We start from the raw sequence: 20,528 nt of genomic DNA, 5'->3' as shown, positions 1-20,528 counted from the left end.
GACTAGAGCATCTCGTCGGGCGCCAGGGGGCCGAGCAGGCGCACCATCAGTTTCAGCTTGGTGCTGGCGCCGGGCTCGCCGTCCTCGTCGCCGAAGCTGGCACCGGCGGGGGCGCGCCAGAAGAAGCCGCCGCCGCGCTTTTCGAGCCGGTAGGCGGCGCTGGACAGCGTCTCCTCGACCTGCCGCGTCGCCACCTGCGCGAGCGGGGCGCTGCGGATCACGAGTCCGACTTCGCTGTTCTTCAGCTGCGAGCGCAGGTCGAGGTTCATCGAGCCGATGATCGACAGCCTGCCGTCGATCACCACCGCCTTCGAATGCAGGCTGGCGCGCGACGCGCCGCCCTTGGAGCCGCCCACGCCGCTGCCGAAGAGGGCCGCGCGGCGCCGTTGCGTCGGCTTGTTGCCCAGCGCTTCGGCGGCGGTGCCGGGATCCGAGCGCATCTCGTAGACCTCCACCCCCATGTCCAGCAACTGCTTGCGGTAGCGCGCGTAGCCGGCGTGGGCCGCGGGCGCGTCGTTGGAAGCCAGCGAATTGGTCAATACGCGCACGCGCACGCCGCGTTTGCGCAGCTGCTCGTACACCGCCATCATGCGCTGGCCGGGGACGAAGTAGGGGGAGATGATCAGCAGGTCGCGCTGGGTCTGCTGCATCAGCGACAGCAGGCCGTCGATGACGGTTTCGCCGGCGTCCACTTCGTCGTCCCCGGGGCCCACCTTGCCGGGCGCGTCGACCAGCAGCGTCGAGGGCGCCCAGATCAGCGGGATGGTGGTCAGGTCCATGGGCGGCCGCTTGGCGTCGACCACTTCGGAAGGCGTGACCGAGGGCAGGACCGTGGCTGACGCCGTGACCGGCAGCGCCGCCGGCTGCGGCTTCGCATCGCCCGCGCCCGGCGCCGAGGCGGGCTGCCACTGGCGCAGCTGCTCCAGGTCCTGGGCATCGAGGAGGGTCTGCACCGGGTAGGCCAGTTCGTCGTTCCAGAACCGGTCGAAGCTGGCGGACATGTCGCGCACGATGCGGCCCGCCGCCAGCACGTCGAGGTCGACGAAGTTCTGCTTGTCGCCGCCGCCGAAGTACTGGTCGCCCAGGTTGCGGCCGCCCGTGATGCCCCAGGCGTTGTCGGCCAGGAACAGCTTGTTGTGCATGCGCTTCTGCATGCGGCCGACGTCGTGCAGCGAAGTGATGATCCGCCCGATCATGTTGCTGCGGCTGCCCGGCAGCGGATTGAACAGGCGGATCTCCACATTGGGCTCGAAGGCCAGGCGCAGCACCTGGGCGTCCTCGCCGACGGAATTGAAGTCGTCCAGCAGGATGCGCACGCGCACCCCGCGCCGCGCCGCCTCGCGCAGGCGCTGCAGCAGCACCTCGGTGCTCGCATCGGCGTGGATGGCGTAGTACTGCAGGTCGAGGCTGCGCTGCGCGCCGTCGATCAGCGCGAGCCGGCTGGAGAGGGCTTCGTCCACCGTGTTGAGCAGGTGGAAGGCGGTGTCGCTGCGGGTGGTGACCTGGCTGCGGCGCGCCTGCACCAGCCGGCCCAGCGGCGTGGCCTCCGGCTGGTTGAATGCGCTGGAGGCGGTGCGGCCCTCGTTGGCCGGCAGGCTGGCGCAGCCGCCGGCGCCCCCGAGCAGCAGCGCGATCGTGAACCAGCGCACCAGGAGCCTCCAGAAGAACTGCGGAGGGCGCTTGGCGATCGTGAAACTGCTGGTCGTCATGAGTGCACGGACTGTAGCGTGCAGCCCGTGGCGCGGGTGGATGGCAAGGTCAGCAAGGGCCGCCAGAAGGTGACGGCGGATGCCTACAGCTGACCCAAGGCCTCCCACCGCTCCAGCGCTTCCATCAGTTCTTCCTCGATGCGCTCGCTGCGTTGTGCGAGCTGCGTCGCACGCGCCGGGTCGTCGCGGTAGACGGCGCCGGCGGAGAGTTCGGCCTGGATGGCCTTCTGCTCCTGCTCCAATGCTTCGATGCGCGCCGGCAGCGCCTCGAGCTCGCGCTGTTCCTTGTAGCCCAGCTTGCGTTTGCTCGCCGCCGCCTGCGCCGGCGCGGGCGCCTTTTCCCGCACGGGCACCGCTGCCGGCGCGCTGGCCGCCTCGGCCAGTTCGCGCGAGCGCCTCGATTGCGTCAGCCAGTCCTCGACGCCGCCCTCGTATTCGCGCCAGCGGCCGTCGCCCTCGAAGGCGATCGTGCTCGTGACCACGTTGTCGAGGAACGCCCGGTCGTGGCTCACGAGGAACACGGTGCCCTCGTAGTCCTGCAGCAATTCCTCCAGCAGTTCCAGCGTGTCGATGTCGAGGTCGTTGGTCGGTTCGTCCAGCACCAGCACGTTGGCCGGCCGCGCGAACAGGCGCGCCAGCAGCAGCCGGTTGCGCTCGCCGCCCGAAAGCGATCGCACGGGCGATCCCGAACGCGCCGGCGAGAACAGGAAGTCGCCGAGATAGCTCTTGACGTGCTTGCGCTGGCGGCCGATCTCGATCCACTCGCTGCCGGGGCTGATGAAGTCCTCCAGCGTGGCGTCGGGGTCGAGTGCGGTTCGCATCTGGTCGAAGTAGGCGACCTGCAGGTTGGTGCCGCGGCGCACGCGGCCGGAGTCGGGCTCGAGCTCGCCGAGGATCAGCTTGAGCAGCGTCGTCTTGCCGGCGCCGTTCGGACCGACCAGGCCCACCTTGTCGCCGCGCAGGATCGTGCTGGTGAAGTCGCGCACGACGACCTTGTCGCCGTAGGACTTGGACACGCGCGTGAGTTCGGCCACGATCTTGCCGCTGGACTGGCCCGTGGCGACGTCCATGCTGACGCGGCCCACCGCTTCGCGCCGCGCCGCACGCCTGTCGCGCAGCTGCTCGAGCCGGGTGATGCGCCCCTGCGCGCGGGTGCGGCGCGCCTCGACGCCCTTGCGCACCCACACCTCTTCCTGCGCGAGCAGCTTGTCGGCCTTGGCGTTGATCACGGCCTCCTGCGCGAGCTGCTCCTGCTTGAGGAGCTGGTACTGCGTGAAGTTGCCGGGATAGGAGAGCAGCCGGCCGCGATCGAGCTCCACGATGCGGGTGGCGACGCGGTCCAGGAACGTGCGGTCGTGCGTGATCAGCACGACGCTGCCACGGAACTCCAGCAGCAGGTTCTCGAGCCACTCGATGGAGTCGAGGTCGAGGTGGTTGGTGGGTTCGTCGAGCAGCAGGACGTCGGGCCGGCGCACCAGCGCCTGCGCGAGCGCCACGCGCTTGCGGTTGCCGCCCGAAAGGGAGCCGACCAGCGCCTGCGGATCGAGGTGCAGGCGGTGCAGGGTCTCGTCGATGCGCTGGCGCCAGTTCCAGCCGTCCTGCGCCTCAATGCGCGCCTGCAGCGCGTGCAGGGCATCGAGGTCGCCGCTGCCGTGGTGCGTGAACGCGTCGACCAGTGCGATCACGTCGGCCAGGCCGATGCGCACCGCTTCGAACACGGTGGCGTCTTCGGACAGCAGCGGCTCCTGCGCCACGAAGGCGGCGTGCAGGCCCTGCTGGCGCTGGACCTCGCCGTCGTCCGGGAATTCGAGGCCCGCGAGGATGCGCAGCAGCGAGGACTTGCCGGCGCCGTTGCGGCCGATCAGGCCGACGCGCTCGCCGGCTTCGAGCGCGAAGTCGGCGTGGTCCAGCAATGCCACGTGACCGAAGGCGAGCTGGGCGTTCGCGAGGGTGATGAGGGCCATGGTGCGGGTGGAAAGCTGGCGAGCGTAGCACCGCCGCCGAGCGGCGATGGCCGGGCGACCGGCGGAGGGGCCGCTGGCTATAGTGGGACCTGCTGGCGAAGGGAGGGGTTCCGTGGACCTGAACATCAATGGCGCGCGCATCGAGGTGCAGGCCGACCCCGCCATGCCGCTGCTGTGGGTGCTGCGCGATGTGCTGCAGATGACCGGGACCAAGTTCGGTTGCGGCATCGCCGCCTGCGGCGCCTGCACGGTCCGCGTCGACGGGCAGGCCGTGCGCTCGTGCGTCACCCCGGTCGCCAGCGTGGCGGGACGCGCGATCCAGACGATCGAAGGGTTGGGGACGGCCGCGAAGCCCCATCCCCTGCAGGCCGCCTGGATCGCCGAGCAGGTGCCGCAGTGCGGCTATTGCCAGAGCGGCATGCTGATGGCCGCCGCGGCGCTGCTGGAGAAGAAGCCCAAGCCGACCGACGCCGACATCGACGTCGCGATGAGCAACATCTGCCGCTGCGGCACCTACCAGCGCGTGCGCGCCGCGATCAAGCGCGCGGCCGGGATGCGCGCGTGAAGCGCCGCACCTGGCTGGTCGGAACCACGGCGGGCGCCGGCGCGCTGCTCGTGGGCTGGGCGGCGCTGCCGCAGCGCTCGCGCGTTGGCCTCGCCAGCATGATGGTCCCCGGCGAGGGCGACTTCGCGCTCAACGGCTGGATCAAGATCCTGCCCGATGGCGGCGTGGTGCTGGCGATGCCGCGCAGCGAGATGGGGCAGGGCGTGCACACGGCGCTGCCGCAGTTGGCGGCGGAGGAACTCGATGTGCCGCTGTCGGCGGTGGGCATCGAGCAGGCGGGCTGGGACGCGATCTACGGCAATGTGGCGTTGCTGTACGGCTATCTCCCCTTTCATCCGCGCGAGGAATCGCGGGAGGACGGATTCGGGCGCGTGAAGGCGGGGCGCTGGCTCATCGGGAAGGTGGGCCGGGAACTGGGCGTCAATGCCACCGGCGGCTCCTCGAGCGTCGCCGACGCGTGGGAAGTGGTGCGGCTCGCCGCGGCCACCGCGCGCGCTTCCTTGGTGGGTGCGGCGTCGCTTGGCTGGAAACTGCCGGCCGAGGAGTTGCAGGTCGCCGACGGTGTCGTGACGCATCCGTCCGGACGGCGTGCCGGATACGGCGAACTGGCGCGCGTTGCCGCGGCGACCCCGCCTGGGCAGGTGGAGCTGAAGGATCGCAAGCAGTGGCGCGTGATCGGCCGCCCCGCGCCGCGCCTGGACCTGCCGCCGAAGGTGAACGGGCAGGCGCGCTTCGGGATCGACGTGCGGCTGCCGGGCATGCGCTACGCGGCACTGCGCCTGGCGCCGACCCTGGGCGGCGCGCCGGGCCGGATCGATGCGGCGGCGGCGCTGGCCATGCCGGGCGTGGAGCGGCTGGTGATGCTGCCGGCGTACGCGGGCTCGACCGCCGGCTTCGCCATGGTGGCGGGGAATTCCTGGCAGGCGCTGCAGGCGGTGCAGGCCGTGCAGGTCGAGTGGCGGGCGGGGTTGCATGCGCGCCTCGATTCGGCGCGGATCGCGCGCGACCTGGAGGACGCGGTGCGCTCGCGGGAGGGCTTCACCTTCCACAGCGAAGGGGACGTGGACGGCGTCGCGCGCGAAGGCACGCGTACGCTGGAGGCCTGGTATCACGCGCCCTTCCTGGCGCATGCCACGCTCGAGCCGATGAATGCGACCGCCCGCGTCGATGGCGGCCGCGTCGAGGTCTGGGCGCCGACGCAGGTGCCGCAGGCCTGTCGCGAAGCGGCGGCGCGCATCGCCGGCGTGCCGCTCGATCGGGTGGACCTGCACGTCACCTTCCTCGGCGGCGGATTCGGCAGGCGACTCGAGGTCGACTACGTGGCGCAGGCGGTCCGCGTCGCGATGGACGTGCCCGGCGTGCCCGTGCAGTTGATCTGGCCGCGCGAGGAAGACACGACGCACGACTTCTATCGGCCGATGCACGTCGCACGGCTGCGCGCGACGCTGGATGCACAGGGGCGGCCGGTCGCACTCCACGTGCGGTCGGCGGGCGATGCGATCGCACCGCGCTGGATGGAACGGGCGCTGCCGGCGTTCGCCGGACCCGTCGACCTGCCGGACAAGACGGGGTCCGAGGGCCTGTTCGACCAGCCTTACGCGATCAGCCACCAGCGCATCCAGCATGTGTTCACGCGCAGCGGCGTGCCGGTGGGCTTCTGGCGCTCCGTGGGGCATTCGCACAATGCCTTCTTCATGGAGTCGTTCATCGACGAGATCGCGGCAGAGGGCCGCCAGGATCCCCTGGCTCTGCGCCGCAGCCTCTTGCGGGAGTCGCCCCGGCACCTTGCGGTGCTGAACCTGGCCGCCGAACGCGCCGGATGGGACCGCCCGCCGCCGCCCGGGCGCGCACGCGGCGTGGCGCTGCACGAGTCTTTCGGCGCCGTCGTTGCGCAGGTGGTGGAAGTCTCGCTGCAGGGCACAGCGCCCCGCGTGCATCGGGTCGTCTGCGCGATCGACTGCGGCACGGTGGTGAATCCGCAGATCGTGGCGCAGCAGATGGAGGGAGCCGTGGTGTTCGGCCTCACGGCCGCTCTGTACGGACGCATCGACATCCGGCAGGGGGTCGTGCAGCAGCGGAATTTCCCCGACTACGGGATGCTCAGGCTGGCCTCCGCGCCGCAGGTCGAGACGCACATCGTGCCGAGCGAAGGTGCGCCGGCGGGTGTCGGCGAGCCGGGCGTGCCTCCGCTGGCGCCCGCGCTGGCGGGCGCACTCTTCGCTCTCACTGGCCAGCGTCACCGCTCCTTGCCGCTCGTGGATTTGGCCTAGGGTTTTCCCTGTGCTATAGTCCGTGGCTCTGTTGATGACGGCAACGCGAACGCGGGGTCGACAGCAGCAGGGAGCCTGCCGGTCGGGGCCGACGAAAGTCGGTATAGAATGGCAGGCTTCGCTGGCAACGAAGCGAGACGCGACGGCAGATGCTGCAGGCGCGGATCGCGGACGGAACAGCGAAAAAGGGTTGACGGACCTCTTCAAAACCTGTCATAATCGAAGGCTTCGCTGATCGCAGCGGGGGTGAGCAAGAGTAGCGCGGCGCAAAGCAGGCGGGGCTCTTGCGGGATCGTTAACAACATACAGCCGATAAGCGTGGGCGTTTGATGGCAAAGAGTTGCCAGGTTCTTCGGAACAAATCAAACGCTCATAGAGAGAAGAAGTGTTAGTTCACTTCGATTCCTATTGAGCAACATTCAAGATCGAACTGTAGAGTTTGATCCTGGCTCAGATTGAACGCTGGCGGAATGCTTTACACATGCAAGTCGAACGGCAGCACGGGGGCAACCCTGGTGGCGAGTGGCGAACGGGTGAGTAATACATCGGAACGTGCCCAGTCGTGGGGGATAACGTAGCGAAAGCTACGCTAATACCGCATACGAACTCTGGTTGAAAGCGGGGGACTCGCAAGGGCCTCGCGCGATTGGAGCGGCCGATGGCAGATTAGGTAGTTGGTGGGGTAAAGGCCTACCAAGCCGACGATCTGTAGCTGGTCTGAGAGGACGACCAGCCACACTGGGACTGAGACACGGCCCAGACTCCTACGGGAGGCAGCAGTGGGGAATTTTGGACAATGGGCGCAAGCCTGATCCAGCCATTCCGCGTGCAGGATGAAGGCCCTCGGGTTGTAAACTGCTTTTGTACGGAACGAAAAGGTCTGAGTTAATACCTCGGGCTGATGACGGTACCGTAAGAATAAGCACCGGCTAACTACGTGCCAGCAGCCGCGGTAATACGTAGGGTGCGAGCGTTAATCGGAATTACTGGGCGTAAAGCGTGCGCAGGCGGTGATGTAAGACAGGTGTGAAATCCCCGGGCTTAACCTGGGAACTGCATTTGTGACTGCATCGCTGGAGTGCGGCAGAGGGGGATGGAATTCCGCGTGTAGCAGTGAAATGCGTAGATATGCGGAGGAACACCGATGGCGAAGGCAATCCCCTGGGCCTGCACTGACGCTCATGCACGAAAGCGTGGGGAGCAAACAGGATTAGATACCCTGGTAGTCCACGCCCTAAACGATGTCAACTGGTTGTTGGGTCTTCACTGACTCAGTAACGAAGCTAACGCGTGAAGTTGACCGCCTGGGGAGTACGGCCGCAAGGTTGAAACTCAAAGGAATTGACGGGGACCCGCACAAGCGGTGGATGATGTGGTTTAATTCGATGCAACGCGAAAAACCTTACCTACCCTTGACATGTCTGGAATGGTGCAGAGATGTGCCAGTGCCCGAAAGGGAGCCAGAACACAGGTGCTGCATGGCTGTCGTCAGCTCGTGTCGTGAGATGTTGGGTTAAGTCCCGCAACGAGCGCAACCCTTGTCATTAGTTGCTACATTCAGTTGGGCACTCTAATGAGACTGCCGGTGACAAACCGGAGGAAGGTGGGGATGACGTCAAGTCCTCATGGCCCTTATGGGTAGGGCTACACACGTCATACAATGGCCGGTACAAAGGGCTGCCAACCCGCGAGGGGGAGCCAATCCCATAAAACCGGTCGTAGTCCGGATCGTAGTCTGCAACTCGACTGCGTGAAGTCGGAATCGCTAGTAATCGTGGATCAGCATGTCACGGTGAATACGTTCCCGGGTCTTGTACACACCGCCCGTCACACCATGGGAGCGGGTTCTGCCAGAAGTAGTTAGCCTAACCGCAAGGAGGGCGATTACCACGGCAGGGTTCGTGACTGGGGTGAAGTCGTAACAAGGTAGCCGTATCGGAAGGTGCGGCTGGATCACCTCCTTTCTGGAAAAACTGCAACTCGCAGCTATTCAAACGTCCACACTTATCGGTTGTTGGAAGATGTCGCCAGCGACGCCGTGCTCGCCAAGACAGGTGCTCGCAGTGAGCGACGGCCCCGGGTCTGTAGCTCAGTTGGTTAGAGCACCGTCTTGATAAGGCGGGGGTCGTTGGTTCGAGACCAACCAGACCCACCATCTGCTGCCCGCATCCCGGCAAGACCAGGCATGAGACGAGGCACTGGGGGGGATTAGCTCAGCTGGGAGAGCACCTGCTTTGCAAGCAGGGGGTCGTCGGTTCGATCCCGTCATCCTCCACCAACACCATAATCGGAAAATCAACACCAAAGCGGCTTGGGCTTTTATAGAAAAAGAGTTCCAGGCTGTTTTGTTGTTGACCGCGGCATTGGCTGCGAGTCGATCGGCTGTTCTTTAACAATTCATAGAGTCGAATCAGCGTTGTTAGCGGAAACCGCTTCATGGCGGACCGTGCCGCTAACGACAATTTTTTGATTGCGTCAACCAGACTTCAATTTCGACGTCAAACATCGAAAGTATGAAGAAACGGCATAACGCGCGAGGTGAAAGACCTCGCGAAGTACTTGATTGACAATGAATCCTCGTGAGAGGGGTCAAAGTTATAGGGTCAAGTGACTAAGAGCATGTGGTGGATGCCTTGGCGATTACAGGCGACGAAGGACGTGATAGCCTGCGATAAGCTTCGGGGAGCTGGCAAATTAGCTTTGATCCGGAGATTTCCGAATGGGGAAACCCACCGCGCAAGCGGTATCGCATGATGAATACATAGTCATGCGAGGCGAACCGGGTGAACTGAAACATCTCAGTAGCTCGAGGAAAAGACATCAACCGAGATTGCGAAAGTAGTGGCGAGCGAAATCGCAACAGCCTGCTAGTGATAGCGCAGAACTTAGCGGAAGCGTCTGGAAAGGCGCGCCAAAGAGGGTGATGGCCCCGTACGCGAAAAGATCTGTGTGGTACTGAGCTAGCGAAAAGTAGGGCGGGACACGTGAAATCCTGTCTGAAGATGGGGGGACCATCCTCCAAGGCTAAATACTCGTAATCGACCGATAGTGAACTAGTACCGTGAGGGAAAGGCGAAAAGAACCCCGGGAGGGGAGTGAAATAGATCCTGAAACCGCATGCTTACAAAAAGTAGGAGCCCGCAAGGGTGACTGCGTACCTTTTGTATAATGGGTCAGCGACTTACATTCAGTGGCAAGGTTAACCGAATAGGGTAGCCGCAGGGAAACCGAGTCCGAACAGGGCGAACTTCAGTCGCTGGGTGTAGACCCGAAACCAAGTGATCTATCCATGGCCAGGATGAAGGTGCCGTAACAGGTACTGGAGGTCCGAACCGACTAGTGTTGCAAAACTAGCGGATGAGCTGTGGATAGGGGTGAAAGGCTAAACAAACTTGGAAATAGCTGGTTCTCTCCGAAAACTATTTAGGTAGTGCCTCGCGTATTACCTTCGGGGGTAGAGCACTGTTTTGGCTAGGGGGTCATGGCGACTTACCAAACCAAGGCAAACTCCGAATACCGAAGAGTACAGCGCGGGAGACAGAGCACCGGGTGCTAACGTCCGGACTCAAGAGGGAAACAACCCAGACCGCCAGCTAAGGTCCCTAAAATTGGCTAAGTGGGAAACGAAGTGGGAAGGCTAAAACAGTCAGGATGTTGGCTTAGAAGCAGCCATCATTTAAAGAAAGCGTAATAGCTCACTGATCGAGTCGTCCTGCGCGGAAGATGTAACGGGGCTAAGCCAGTTACCGAAGCTGCGGATGTGCACGCAAGTGCACGTGGTAGGAGAGCGTTCTGTAAGCCTGTGAAGGTGGCTCGAGAGGGCTGCTGGAGGTATCAGAAGTGCGAATGCTGACATGAGTAGCGTTAAAGCGGGTGAAAAGCCCGCTCGCCGTAAGCGCAAGGTTTTCTACGCAACGTTCATCGGCGTAGAGTGAGTCGGCCCCTAAGGCGAGGCAGAGATGCGTAGCTGATGGGAAACAGGTCAATATTCCTGTACCGATTGCAAGTGCGATGTGGGGACGGAGAAGGTTAGCTCAGCCGGGTGTTGGATGTCCCGGTTCAAGCCTGTAGTCGTGCCTGGCAGGTAAATCCGCCGGGCTAAGATGAGGGGTGATAACGAGGCGGCTTGCCGCCGAAGTGAGTGATACCCTGCTTCCAGGAAAAGCCACTAAGCTTCAGCTTGCAACGACCGTACCGCAAACCGACACTGGTGCGCGAGATGAGTATTCTCAGGCGCTTGAGAGAACTCGGGAGAAGGAACTCGGCAAATTGACACCGTAACTTCGGAAGAAGGTGTGCCTTTAGTAGGTGAAGTGCCTCGCGCATGGAGCCCAATGAGGTTGCAAAAAATCGGTGGCTGCGACTGTTTAATAAAAACACAGCACTCTGCAAACACGAAAGTGGACGTATAGGGTGTGACGCCTGCCCGGTGCTGGAAGATTAAGTGATGGGGTGCAAGCTCTTGATCGAAGTCCCAGTAAACGGCGGCCGTAACTATAACGGTCCTAAGGTAGCGAAATTCCTTGTCGGGTAAGTTCCGACCTGCACGAATGGCGTAACGATGGCCACACTGTCTCCTCCCGAGACTCAGCGAAGTTGAAATGTTTGTGATGATGCAATCTCCCCGCGGAAAGACGGAAAGACCCCATGAACCTTTACTGTAGCTTTGTATTGGACTTTGAACGGATCTGTGTAGGATAGGTGGGAGGCTTTGAAGCCGGGTCGCTAGATCTGGTGGAGCCAACGTTGAAATACCACCCTGGTGCGTTTGAGGTTCTAACCTAGGCCCGTGATCCGGGTCGGGGACAGTGCATGGTAGGCAGTTTGACTGGGGCGGTCTCCTCCCAAAGCGTAACGGAGGAGTTCGAAGGTACGCTAGCTACGGTCGGACATCGTGGCGATAGTGCAATGGCATAAGCGTGCTTAACTGCGAGACTGACAAGTCGAGCAGATGCGAAAGCAGGACATAGTGATCCGGTGGTTCTGTATGGAAGGGCCATCGCTCAACGGATAAAAGGTACTCTGGGGATAACAGGCTGATACCGCCCAAGAGTTCATATCGACGGCGGTGTTTGGCACCTCGATGTCGGCTCATCTCATCCTGGGGCTGTAGCCGGTCCCAAGGGTATGGCTGTTCGCCATTTAAAGAGGTACGTGAGCTGGGTTTAAAACGTCGTGAGACAGTTTGGTCCCTATCTTCCGTGGGCGCTGCAGATTTGAGGAAGCCTGCTCCTAGTACGAGAGGACCGGAGTGGACGCACCTCTGGTGTACCTGTTGTCACGCCAGTGGCATTGCAGGGTAGCTAAGTGCGGAAGAGATAACCGCTGAAAGCATCTAAGCGGGAAACTCGTTTCAAGATGAGATCTGCCGGGGCCTCGAGCCCCCTGAAGAGTCGTTCTAGACCAGGACGTTGATAGGCTGGGTGTGGAAGCGCAGCAATGCGTTAAGCTAACCAGTACTAATTGCTCGTGCGGCTTGACCCTATAACTTTGATCCAATGCCGGAGGCATTTCTCCGGTGAGTCGATCAGGGTGTTATGCCAGGGTTGAACGCAATCAAATACCGGTGCAGCAATGCACCAACTGACAAAACTCTATGAATTGGTCTTGCTGCTAGCAATAGCAGCAGGGCAAAAAGTTAAGCCTGATGACCATAGCGAGGTGGTCCCACTCCTTCCCATCCCGAACAGGACAGTGAAACGCCTCTGCGCCGATGATAGTGCGGATTCCCGTGTGAAAGTAGGACATCGTCAGGCTGTAATTCGTGGCGCCCCGTCGGCAACGACGGGGCGTTCTCATCAGTGCTCCCCAACAAGTGATGCGCCAGGCCGGCGCAGCGAGCATTGATGAGAGCGCCCCAGGTGCGTGCTAGAATGTGAGTCTTCGCTGACAACGCGGCCGCCGGGCAGCGCTGCAGTGAAACCGCAGAGATTGACAGGTCTCTTCAAAACCTGTCATAATCGAAGGCTTCGCTGATCGCAGCGGGGGTGAGCAAGAGTAGCGCGGCGCAAAGCAGGCGGGGCTCTTGCGGGATCGTTAACAACATACAGCCGATAAGCGTGGGCGTTTGATGGCAAAGAGTTGCCAGGTTCTTCGGAACAAATCAAACGCTCATAGAGAGAAGAAGTGTTAGTTCACTTCGATTCCTATTGAGCAACATTCAAGATCGAACTGTAGAGTTTGATCCTGGCTCAGATTGAACGCTGGCGGAATGCTTTACACATGCAAGTCGAACGGCAGCACGGGGGCAACCCTGGTGGCGAGTGGCGAACGGGTGAGTAATACATCGGAACGTGCCCAGTCGTGGGGGATAACGTAGCGAAAGCTACGCTAATACCGCATACGAACTCTGGTTGAAAGCGGGGGACTCGCAAGGGCCTCGCGCGATTGGAGCGGCCGATGGCAGATTAGGTAGTTGGTGGGGTAAAGGCCTACCAAGCCGACGATCTGTAGCTGGTCTGAGAGGACGACCAGCCACACTGGGACTGAGACACGGCCCAGACTCCTACGGGAGGCAGCAGTGGGGAATTTTGGACAATGGGCGCAAGCCTGATCCAGCCATTCCGCGTGCAGGATGAAGGCCCTCGGGTTGTAAACTGCTTTTGTACGGAACGAAAAGGTCTGAGTTAATACCTCGGGCTGATGACGGTACCGTAAGAATAAGCACCGGCTAACTACGTGCCAGCAGCCGCGGTAATACGTAGGGTGCGAGCGTTAATCGGAATTACTGGGCGTAAAGCGTGCGCAGGCGGTGATGTAAGACAGGTGTGAAATCCCCGGGCTTAACCTGGGAACTGCATTTGTGACTGCATCGCTGGAGTGCGGCAGAGGGGGATGGAATTCCGCGTGTAGCAGTGAAATGCGTAGATATGCGGAGGAACACCGATGGCGAAGGCAATCCCCTGGGCCTGCACTGACGCTCATGCACGAAAGCGTGGGGAGCAAACAGGATTAGATACCCTGGTAGTCCACGCCCTAAACGATGTCAACTGGTTGTTGGGTCTTCACTGACTCAGTAACGAAGCTAACGCGTGAAGTTGACCGCCTGGGGAGTACGGCCGCAAGGTTGAAACTCAAAGGAATTGACGGGGACCCGCACAAGCGGTGGATGATGTGGTTTAATTCGATGCAACGCGAAAAACCTTACCTACCCTTGACATGTCTGGAATGGTGCAGAGATGTGCCAGTGCCCGAAAGGGAGCCAGAACACAGGTGCTGCATGGCTGTCGTCAGCTCGTGTCGTGAGATGTTGGGTTAAGTCCCGCAACGAGCGCAACCCTTGTCATTAGTTGCTACATTCAGTTGGGCACTCTAATGAGACTGCCGGTGACAAACCGGAGGAAGGTGGGGATGACGTCAAGTCCTCATGGCCCTTATGGGTAGGGCTACACACGTCATACAATGGCCGGTACAAAGGGCTGCCAACCCGCGAGGGGGAGCCAATCCCATAAAACCGGTCGTAGTCCGGATCGTAGTCTGCAACTCGACTGCGTGAAGTCGGAATCGCTAGTAATCGTGGATCAGCATGTCACGGTGAATACGTTCCCGGGTCTTGTACACACCGCCCGTCACACCATGGGAGCGGGTTCTGCCAGAAGTAGTTAGCCTAACCGCAAGGAGGGCGATTACCACGGCAGGGTTCGTGACTGGGGTGAAGTCGTAACAAGGTAGCCGTATCGGAAGGTGCGGCTGGATCACCTCCTTTCTGGAAAAACTGCAACTCGCAGCTATTCAAACGTCCACACTTATCGGTTGTTGGAAGATGTCGCCAGCGACGCCGTGCTCGCCAAGACAGGTGCTCGCAGTGAGCGACGGCCCCGGGTCTGTAGCTCAGTTGGTTAGAGCACCGTCTTGATAAGGCGGGGGTCGTTGGTTCGAGACCAACCAGACCCACCATCTGCTGCCCGCATCCCGGCAAGACCAGGCATGAGACGAGGCACTGGGGGGGATTAGCTCAGCTGGGAGAGCACCTGCTTTGCAAGCAGGGGGTCGTCGGTTCGATCCCGTCATCCTCCACCAACACCATAATCGGAAAATCAACACCAAAGCGGCTTGGGCTTTTATAGAAAAAGAGTTCCAGGCTGTTTTGTTGTTGACCGCGGCATTGGCTGCGAGTCGATCGGCTGTTCTTTAACAATTCATAGAGTCGAATCAGCGTTGTTAGCGGAAACCGCTTCATGGCGGACCGTGCCGCTAACGACAATTTTTTGATTGCGTCAACCAGACTTCAATTTCGACGTCAAACATCGAAAGTATGAAGAAACGGCATAACGCGCGAGGTGAAAGACCTCGCGAAGTACTTGATTGACAATGAATCCTCGTGAGAGGGGTCAAAGTTATAGGGTCAAGTGACTAAGAGCATGTGGTGGATGCCTTGGCGATTACAGGCGACGAAGGACGTGATAGCCTGCGATAAGCTTCGGGGAGCTGGCAAATTAGCTTTGATCCGGAGATTTCCGAATGGGGAAACCCACCGCGCAAGCGGTATCGCATGATGAATACATAGTCATGCGAGGCGAACCGGGTGAACTGAAACATCTCAGTAGCTCGAGGAAAAGACATCAACCGAGATTGCGAAAGTAGTGGCGAGCGAAATCGCAACAGCCTGCTAGTGATAGCGCAGAACTTAGCGGAAGCGTCTGGAAAGGCGCGCCAAAGAGGGTGATGGCCCCGTACGCGAAAAGATCTGTGTGGTACTGAGCTAGCGAAAAGTAGGGCGGGACACGTGAAATCCTGTCTGAAGATGGGGGGACCATCCTCCAAGGCTAAATACTCGTAATCGACCGATAGTGAACTAGTACCGTGAGGGAAAGGCGAAAAGAACCCCGGGAGGGGAGTGAAATAGATCCTGAAACCGCATGCTTACAAAAAGTAGGAGCCCGCAAGGGTGACTGCGTACCTTTTGTATAATGGGTCAGCGACTTACATTCAGTGGCAAGGTTAACCGAATAGGGTAGCCGCAGGGAAACCGAGTCCGAACAGGGCGAACTTCAGTCGCTGGGTGTAGACCCGAAACCAAGTGATCTATCCATGGCCAGGATGAAGGTGCCGTAACAGGTACTGGAGGTCCGAACCGACTAGTGTTGCAAAACTAGCGGATGAGCTGTGGATAGGGGTGAAAGGCTAAACAAACTTGGAAATAGCTGGTTCTCTCCGAAAACTATTTAGGTAGTGCCTCGCGTATTACCTTCGGGGGTAGAGCACTGTTTTGGCTAGGGGGTCATGGCGACTTACCAAACCAAGGCAAACTCCGAATACCGAAGAGTACAGCGCGGGAGACAGAGCACCGGGTGCTAACGTCCGGACTCAAGAGGGAAACAACCCAGACCGCCAGCTAAGGTCCCTAAAATTGGCTAAGTGGGAAACGAAGTGGGAAGGCTAAAACAGTCAGGATGTTGGCTTAGAAGCAGCCATCATTTAAAGAAAGCGTAATAGCTCACTGATCGAGTCGTCCTGCGCGGAAGATGTAACGGGGCTAAGCCAGTTACCGAAGCTGCGGATGTGCACGCAAGTGCACGTGGTAGGAGAGCGTTCTGTAAGCCTGTGAAGGTGGCTCGAGAGGGCTGCTGGAGGTATCAGAAGTGCGAATGCTGACATGAGTAGCGTTAAAGCGGGTGAAAAGCCCGCTCGCCGTAAGCGCAAGGTTTTCTACGCAACGTTCATCGGCGTAGAGTGAGTCGGCCCCTAAGGCGAGGCAGAGATGCGTAGCTGATGGGAAACAGGTCAATATTCCTGTACCGATTGCAAGTGCGATGTGGGGACGGAGAAGGTTAGCTCAGCCGGGTGTTGGATGTCCCGGTTCAAGCCTGTAGTCGTGCCTGGCAGGTAAATCCGCCGGGCTAAGATGAGGGGTGATAACGAGGCGGCTTGCCGCCGAAGTGAGTGATACCCTGCTTCCAGGAAAAGCCACTAAGCTTCAGCTTGCAACGACCGTACCGCAAACCGACACTGGTGCGCGAGATGAGTATTCTCAGGCGCTTGAGAGAACTCGGGAGAAGGAACTCGGCAAATTGACACCGTAACTTCGGAAGAAGGTGTGCCTTTAGTAGGTGAAGTGCCTCGCGCATGGAGCCCAATGAGGTTGCAAAAAATCGGTGGCTGCGACTGTTTAATAAAAACACAGCACTCTGCAAACACGAAAGTGGACGTATAGGGTGTGACGCCTGCCCGGTGCTGGAAGATTAAGTGATGGGGTGCAAGCTCTTGATCGAAGTCCCAGTAAACGGCGGCCGTAACTATAACGGTCCTAAGGTAGCGAAATTCCTTGTCGGGTAAGTTCCGACCTGCACGAATGGCGTAACGATGGCCACACTGTCTCCTCCCGAGACTCAGCGAAGTTGAAATGTTTGTGATGATGCAATCTCCCCGCGGAAAGACGGAAAGACCCCATGAACCTTTACTGTAGCTTTGTATTGGACTTTGAACGGATCTGTGTAGGATAGGTGGGAGGCTTTGAAGCCGGGTCGCTAGATCTGGTGGAGCCAACGTTGAAATACCACCCTGGTGCGTTTGAGGTTCTAACCTAGGCCCGTGATCCGGGTCGGGGACAGTGCATGGTAGGCAGTTTGACTGGGGCGGTCTCCTCCCAAAGCGTAACGGAGGAGTTCGAAGGTACGCTAGCTACGGTCGGACATCGTGGCGATAGTGCAATGGCATAAGCGTGCTTAACTGCGAGACTGACAAGTCGAGCAGATGCGAAAGCAGGACATAGTGATCCGGTGGTTCTGTATGGAAGGGCCATCGCTCAACGGATAAAAGGTACTCTGGGGATAACAGGCTGATACCGCCCAAGAGTTCATATCGACGGCGGTGTTTGGCACCTCGATGTCGGCTCATCTCATCCTGGGGCTGTAGCCGGTCCCAAGGGTATGGCTGTTCGCCATTTAAAGAGGTACGTGAGCTGGGTTTAAAACGTCGTGAGACAGTTTGGTCCCTATCTTCCGTGGGCGCTGCAGATTTGAGGAAGCCTGCTCCTAGTACGAGAGGACCGGAGTGGACGCACCTCTGGTGTACCTGTTGTCACGCCAGTGGCATTGCAGGGTAGCTAAGTGCGGAAGAGATAACCGCTGAAAGCATCTAAGCGGGAAACTCGTTTCAAGATGAGATCTGCCGGGGCCTCGAGCCCCCTGAAGAGTCGTTCTAGACCAGGACGTTGATAGGCTGGGTGTGGAAGCGCAGCAATGCGTTAAGCTAACCAGTACTAATTGCTCGTGCGGCTTGACCCTATAACTTTGATCCAATGCCGGAGGCATTTCTCCGGTGAGTCGATCAGGGTGTTATGCCAGGGTTGAACGCAATCAAATACCGGTGCAGCAATGCACCAACTGACAAAACTCTATGAATTGGTCTTGCTGCTAGCAATAGCAGCAGGGCAAAAAGTTAAGCCTGATGACCATAGCGAGGTGGTCCCACTCCTTCCCATCCCGAACAGGACAGTGAAACGCCTCTGCGCCGATGATAGTGCGGATTCCCGTGTGAAAGTAGGACATCGTCAGGCTGTAATTCGTGGCGCCCCGTCGGCAACGACGGGGCGTTCTCATCAGTGCTCCCCAACAAGTGATGCGCCAGGCCGGCGCAGCGAGCATTGATGAGAGCGCCCCAGGTGCGTGCTAGAATGTGAGTCTTCGCTGACAACGCGGCCGCCGGGCAGCGCTGCAGTGAAACCGCAGAGATTGACAGGTCTCTTCAAAACCTGTCATAATCGAAGGCTTCGCTGATCGCAGCGGGGGTGAGCAAGAGTAGCGCGGCGCAAAGCAGGCGGGGCTCTTGCGGGATCGTTAACAACATACAGCCGATAAGCGTGGGCGTTTGATGGCAAAGAGTTGCCAGGTTCTTCGGAACAAATCAAACGCTCATAGAGAGAAGAAGTGTTAGTTCACTTCGATTCCTATTGAGCAACATTCAAGATCGAACTGTAGAGTTTGATCCTGGCTCAGATTGAACGCTGGCGGAATGCTTTACACATGCAAGTCGAACGGCAGCACGGGGGCAACCCTGGTGGCGAGTGGCGAACGGGTGAGTAATACATCGGAACGTGCCCAGTCGTGGGGGATAACGTAGCGAAAGCTACGCTAATACCGCATACGAACTCTGGTTGAAAGCGGGGGACTCGCAAGGGCCTCGCGCGATTGGAGCGGCCGATGGCAGATTAGGTAGTTGGTGGGGTAAAGGCCTACCAAGCCGACGATCTGTAGCTGGTCTGAGAGGACGACCAGCCACACTGGGACTGAGACACGGCCCAGACTCCTACGGGAGGCAGCAGTGGGGAATTTTGGACAATGGGCGCAAGCCTGATCCAGCCATTCCGCGTGCAGGATGAAGGCCCTCGGGTTGTAAACTGCTTTTGTACGGAACGAAAAGGTCTGAGTTAATACCTCGGGCTGATGACGGTACCGTAAGAATAAGCACCGGCTAACTACGTGCCAGCAGCCGCGGTAATACGTAGGGTGCGAGCGTTAATCGGAATTACTGGGCGTAAAGCGTGCGCAGGCGGTGATGTAAGACAGGTGTGAAATCCCCGGGCTTAACCTGGGAACTGCATTTGTGACTGCATCGCTGGAGTGCGGCAGAGGGGGATGGAATTCCGCGTGTAGCAGTGAAATGCGTAGATATGCGGAGGAACACCGATGGCGAAGGCAATCCCCTGGGCCTGCACTGACGCTCATGCACGAAAGCGTGGGGAGCAAACAGGATTAGATACCCTGGTAGTCCACGCCCTAAACGATGTCAACTGGTTGTTGGGTCTTCACTGACTCAGTAACGAAGCTAACGCGTGAAGTTGACCGCCTGGGGAGTACGGCCGCAAGGTTGAAACTCAAAGGAATTGACGGGGACCCGCACAAGCGGTGGATGATGTGGTTTAATTCGATGCAACGCGAAAAACCTTACCTACCCTTGACATGTCTGGAATGGTGCAGAGATGTGCCAGTGCCCGAAAGGGAGCCAGAACACAGGTGCTGCATGGCTGTCGTCAGCTCGTGTCGTGAGATGTTGGGTTAAGTCCCGCAACGAGCGCAACCCTTGTCATTAGTTGCTACATTCAGTTGGGCACTCTAATGAGACTGCCGGTGACAAACCGGAGGAAGGTGGGGATGACGTCAAGTCCTCATGGCCCTTATGGGTAGGGCTACACACGTCATACAATGGCCGGTACAAAGGGCTGCCAACCCGCGAGGGGGAGCCAATCCCATAAAACCGGTCGTAGTCCGGATCGTAGTCTGCAACTCGACTGCGTGAAGTCGGAATCGCTAGTAATCGTGGATCAGCATGTCACGGTGAATACGTTCCCGGGTCTTGTACACACCGCCCGTCACACCATGGGAGCGGGTTCTGCCAGAAGTAGTTAGCCTAACCGCAAGGAGGGCGATTACCACGGCAGGGTTCGTGACTGGGGTGAAGTCGTAACAAGGTAGCCGTATCGGAAGGTGCGGCTGGATCACCTCCTTTCTGGAAAAACTGCAACTCGCAGCTATTCAAACGTCCACACTTATCGGTTGTTGGAAGATGTCGCCAGCGACGCCGTGCTCGCCAAGACAGGTGCTCGCAGTGAGCGACGGCCCCGGGTCTGTAGCTCAGTTGGTTAGAGCACCGTCTTGATAAGGCGGGGGTCGTTGGTTCGAGACCAACCAGACCCACCATCTGCTGCCCGCATCCCGGCAAGACCAGGCATGAGACGAGGCACTGGGGGGGATTAGCTCAGCTGGGAGAGCACCTGCTTTGCAAGCAGGGGGTCGTCGGTTCGATCCCGTCATCCTCCACCAACACCATAATCGGAAAATCAACACCAAAGCGGCTTGGGCTTTTATAGAAAAAGAGTTCCAGGCTGTTTTGTTGTTGACCGCGGCATTGGCTGCGAGTCGATCGGCTGTTCTTTAACAATTCATAGAGTCGAATCAGCGTTGTTAGCGGAAACCGCTTCATGGCGGACCGTGCCGCTAACGACAATTTTTTGATTGCGTCAACCAGACTTCAATTTCGACGTCAAACATCGAAAGTATGAAGAAACGGCATAACGCGCGAG

4 protein-coding genes, 6 tRNA genes and 7 rRNA genes are annotated in these 20,528 nt (G+C 59.6%); 15 read left to right on the top strand and 2 right to left on the bottom strand.

Going from position 1 to position 20,528, the window contains the following annotated elements; all coding sequences use genetic code 11:
• Positions 1-2: 2 nt before the first annotated feature.
• The gene (locus WG923_RS08735; RefSeq protein ID WP_340350549.1) at positions 3-1,709 is read right to left on the bottom strand and encodes a phospholipase D-like domain-containing protein; all 1,707 of its coding nucleotides are present in this window, start codon (positions 1,707-1,709) and stop codon (positions 3-5) included.
• An 83-nt stretch (positions 1,710-1,792) separates the two neighbouring features.
• A complete protein-coding gene (locus WG923_RS08730; RefSeq protein WP_340350548.1) occupies positions 1,793-3,673 on the bottom strand; it encodes an ATP-binding cassette domain-containing protein in 1,881 nt (626 codons plus the stop codon).
• Positions 3,674-3,785: 112 nt separating this feature from the next.
• Between WG923_RS08730 and WG923_RS08725 the strand changes: the two genes are divergently transcribed.
• The 15 genes from WG923_RS08725 (at position 3,786) to WG923_RS08655 (ending at position 20,268) form a co-directional block, all read left to right on the top strand.
• Complete coding sequence (locus WG923_RS08725; RefSeq protein WP_340350547.1) at positions 3,786-4,238, top strand: (2Fe-2S)-binding protein; 453 nt, start codon at positions 3,786-3,788, stop codon at positions 4,236-4,238.
• On the top strand, positions 4,235-6,508 hold the full coding sequence (locus WG923_RS08720) for a xanthine dehydrogenase family protein molybdopterin-binding subunit (protein ID WP_340350546.1): 2,274 nt from the start codon (positions 4,235-4,237) through the stop codon (positions 6,506-6,508). Before WG923_RS08725 ends, WG923_RS08720 begins: the two co-directional genes overlap by 4 nt.
• A 427-nt stretch (positions 6,509-6,935) precedes the next feature.
• Positions 6,936-8,472 (top strand): 16S ribosomal RNA (locus WG923_RS08715).
• 114 nt (positions 8,473-8,586) lie between these two features.
• Positions 8,587-8,663, top strand: a tRNA-Ile gene (locus WG923_RS08710).
• Between the two features lie 47 nt (positions 8,664-8,710).
• Positions 8,711-8,786: transfer RNA gene (locus tag WG923_RS08705), tRNA-Ala, on the top strand.
• A gap of 323 nt (positions 8,787-9,109) precedes the next feature.
• A 23S ribosomal RNA gene (locus WG923_RS08700) occupies positions 9,110-11,992 on the top strand.
• Positions 11,993-12,151: 159 nt separating this feature from the next.
• Positions 12,152-12,264, top strand: a 5S ribosomal RNA gene (rrf, locus tag WG923_RS08695).
• A gap of 412 nt (positions 12,265-12,676) precedes the next feature.
• Positions 12,677-14,213 (top strand): 16S ribosomal RNA (locus WG923_RS08690).
• Between the two features lie 114 nt (positions 14,214-14,327).
• Positions 14,328-14,404: transfer RNA gene (locus tag WG923_RS08685), tRNA-Ile, on the top strand.
• A 47-nt stretch (positions 14,405-14,451) separates the two neighbouring features.
• Positions 14,452-14,527: transfer RNA gene (locus WG923_RS08680), tRNA-Ala, on the top strand.
• A gap of 323 nt (positions 14,528-14,850) precedes the next feature.
• A 23S ribosomal RNA gene (locus WG923_RS08675) occupies positions 14,851-17,733 on the top strand.
• A 159-nt stretch (positions 17,734-17,892) separates the two neighbouring features.
• Positions 17,893-18,005, top strand: a 5S ribosomal RNA gene (gene rrf / locus WG923_RS08670).
• 412 nt (positions 18,006-18,417) lie between these two features.
• Positions 18,418-19,954, top strand: a 16S ribosomal RNA gene (locus tag WG923_RS08665).
• The 16S, 23S and 5S rRNA genes sit together here with 6 tRNA genes alongside, the layout of an rRNA operon.
• Before the next feature lie 114 nt (positions 19,955-20,068).
• A tRNA-Ile gene (locus WG923_RS08660) sits at positions 20,069-20,145 on the top strand.
• A gap of 47 nt (positions 20,146-20,192) precedes the next feature.
• A tRNA-Ala gene (locus WG923_RS08655) sits at positions 20,193-20,268 on the top strand.
• Positions 20,269-20,528: the final 260 nt, after the last annotated feature.

The organism is Ramlibacter sp. AN1133 (assembly GCF_037890035.1).
In the GTDB taxonomy this organism is placed as follows: Bacteria; Pseudomonadota; Gammaproteobacteria; order Burkholderiales; family Burkholderiaceae_C; genus Ramlibacter.
This window is presented reverse-complemented; position numbering and strand designations above follow the sequence as displayed.